At 73.1% G+C, this 3,090-nt stretch carries 1 protein-coding gene; it reads left to right on the top strand.

Annotated features, from left to right (window positions below):
* Positions 1-3,090: condensation domain-containing protein (locus tag VF632_RS14530; protein ID WP_331023632.1), on the top strand; the 3,090-nt coding region annotated here is incomplete at both ends.

The following is a 3,090-nucleotide window of genomic DNA, read 5'->3' as shown; positions in this document are numbered from 1 at the left end:
GGCCTGGGGTGCGTTCCTCAATGGCGCCACGCTCGTCGGAATTCCCCGGGACGTCCTCCTCTCGCCCCCCGCGCTGTACCGGATGCTGCGCGACGAGCGCATCACCACGCTCTACCAGACCACCGCGCTGCTCAACCAGCTTTCGCGCGAGCTGCCCGACGTGTTCGCGCCGCTGCGCGAGGTGCTCTTCGGCGGGCAGGCCGTGGACGCCGACAGCGTGCGCCGGCTGCTGAAGGCGGGCGGTCCCGAGCGCCTGCTGCACATGTACGGTCCCACCGAGACGACCGCCTGGTGCTCGTGGGAGCAGGTGGCGCACGTGGCGGAGGACGCGCTCACGGTTTCCGTGGGCCGCCCCACAGGGAACCAGCGGATCTACCTGCTCGACGCCGCGCTGAACCCGGTGCCCGTGGGCGTGCCGGGCGAGGCGTACGTCGGGGGCGACGGCGTGGTGCGCGGCTACCTGGATCGTCCGGGGCTGACGGCGGAGCGCTTCGTTCCCGATCCGTTCGCCGCGGAGCCGGGTGTGCGGATGTACCGCACCGGCGACCGGCTGCGGTGGAAGGCGGACGGGCGGCTGGAGTTCATCGGCCGGGTGGACGAGCAGGTCAAGGTGCGCGGCTTCCGCATCGAGCCGGGGGAGATCGAGGCGGTGCTGTCGGCGCACGCGGAGGTGCGCGAGGCGCGGGTGATCGTGAGCGACGATGCGTCGGGCGAGAAGCGGCTGGTGGCGTACGTCGTCGGGAGCGTGGATGCGGAGGGGCTGCGCGCGCACCTGCGGGAGAGCCTGCCGGAGTACATGGTGCCGGCGGCGTTCGTCGCGCTGGAGCGGCTGCCGCTGACGCCTACGGGCAAGCTGGACGTTCGGGCGCTCCCCGCGCCGGAGCTGGGCTCGGCGGAGGACGAGTACGTGGCTCCGGGCACGCCGGTGGAGGAGGTGCTGGCGGGGATCTGGGCCGAGGTGCTGCGCCTGGAGCGGGTGGGGGTGAGGGAAAACTTCTTCGAGGCGGGCGGGCACTCGCTGCTCGCCACCCGGGTGGTCTCGCGCATCCGCGAGGTGTTCGGGGTGGAGATGCCGCTGCGGGCGCTCTTCGAGGGGCCCACGGTGGCGGAGCTGGCCGGGCGCGTGGAGGAGATGCGCCGGGCGGAGCTGCCGGTGCTGCCGCCGGTGGTGCCCGTGGAGCGCACGGGGGGCCTGCCGCTGTCGTTCGCGCAGGAGCGGCTCTGGTTCATGGACCGGCTGGAGCCGGGAAGCGCCGTCTACAACATCCCCATGGCACGGCGGGTGGGGGGTGCGCTGGACGGGGCGGTGCTGGAACGCGCCCTGGGCGAGATCGTCCGGCGCCACGAGGCGCTGCGGACGGTCTTCCGCGAGGTGGACGGCTCGCCGGTGCAGGTGATCGCGCCCTTCGCCGGGTTTGCGGTGCCGGTGGAGGACCTGTCGGGGCTGGGCGAGGCGGATCGCGAGGCGGCGGTCGAGCGGCGTGCAGGCGAGGAGGCGGCACGACCGTTCGACCTTTCGGCGGGCCCGCTGATCCGCGCCGCGCTGCTGCGGCTGGGCGACGAGGACCACGTGCTGCTGCTCTCGATGCACCACATCGTCAGCGACGGGTGGAGCATGGGGGTGTTCTTCCGTGAGTTCTCCGTGCTGTACGAGGCGTACCGCCAGGGGCGTGAGTCGCCGCTCCCCGAGCTGCCGGTGCAGTACGCCGACTACGCGGTGTGGCAGCGCGAGCAGCTGGATGGCGAGGCCCTGGACCGGCAGATGGCGTACTGGCGGGAGCGCCTGGCGGGCGCGCCGGAGCTGCTGGAGCTGCCCACGGACCGTCCCCGCCGGGCGGTGCAGACGTACCGGGGCGCGTCGGTCCCCGTGGCGCTCTCCCCGGAGCTGCAGGAGCGCTTGCAGGCGCTGGGGCAAAGCGAGGGCACGACGCTGTTCATGACGCTGCTGTCCGCCTTCCAGGTGCTCCTCTCCAAGTACGCCGGGAGCGAGGACGTGGTGGTGGGAAGCCCCATCGCCGGACGCACGCGCCGGGAGGTGGAGTCGCTGATCGGCTTCTTCATCAACACGCTGGTCCTGCGCACCGACGTCTCGGGCGACCCGGGCTTCCGCGAGGTGCTGCGGCGGGTGCGGCAGGTGACGCTGGGGGCGTACGAGCACCAGGAGGTGCCCTTCGAGAAGCTGGTGGCCGAGCTGCAGCCGGAGCGCAGCTTGAGCCACTCGCCGTTCTTCCAGGTGATGTTCACCCTGCAGAACGCCGGGGGCGGGGGCGGTGCGATCGCGGGGCTCGAGGTGAGCGGCGCCGGAGCGGTCAACGAGGTCGCCACGCACGATCTCTACCTGGTGCTCTCGGCGACTCCCGCGGGCCTGCTGGGCGGACTGAACTACAGCACCGACCTGTTCGAGCCGGCGACCATCGAGCGCATGGTGCGCCACCTGGAGCGGCTGCTGGAGCAGGTGGCCGCGGACGCCGACGTGCGGCTCTCGCGGCTGGACCTGCTCGGAGAGCCGGAGCGCGCGCTGGTGCTGGGGGAGTGGAACCGGACGGAGGCCGAGTACCCGGCGGACCGGTGCATCCACGAGCTGTTCGAGGCGCAGGCGGCATGCACGCCGGGGGCAGTCGCCGTGAGCTTCGAGCGAGCGGAGCTGGGGTACGGTGAGCTGAACGAGCGGGCCAACCGGCTGGCGCACCATCTCGCCGCGCTCGGCGTCGGGCCGGAGACGCGGGTCGCGATCTGCCTGGAGCGGGGGCCGGAGATGGTCGTTTCCGTCCTGGCCGTGCTCAAGGCCGGCGGCGCGTACGTTCCGCTGGACCCCGCCTATCCCGCCGAGCGGCTGGCGTTCGTGCTGGCCGACGCGGCCGTGCCCGTGCTGGTGACGCAGGAGTCGCTGCGCGCGGCGCTCCCCGCCGGCGACGGTGTCGCGGTGGTGAGCGTGGACGGGGACGGGGCGCGGATCGCGGCGGAGCGCGCGGAGAACCCGGATCGCGGCGCACGGCCGGACCAGCTGGCGTACGTGATCTACACCTCGGGCTCCACGGGAACGCCCAAGGGGGTGATGGTTCCGCACCGCGGCGTCCCCAACCTGGCGTA

It is taken from the genome of Longimicrobium sp. (genome assembly GCF_036388275.1).
Classification (GTDB): domain Bacteria; phylum Gemmatimonadota; class Gemmatimonadetes; order Longimicrobiales; family Longimicrobiaceae; genus Longimicrobium.
This window is presented reverse-complemented; position numbering and strand designations above follow the sequence as displayed.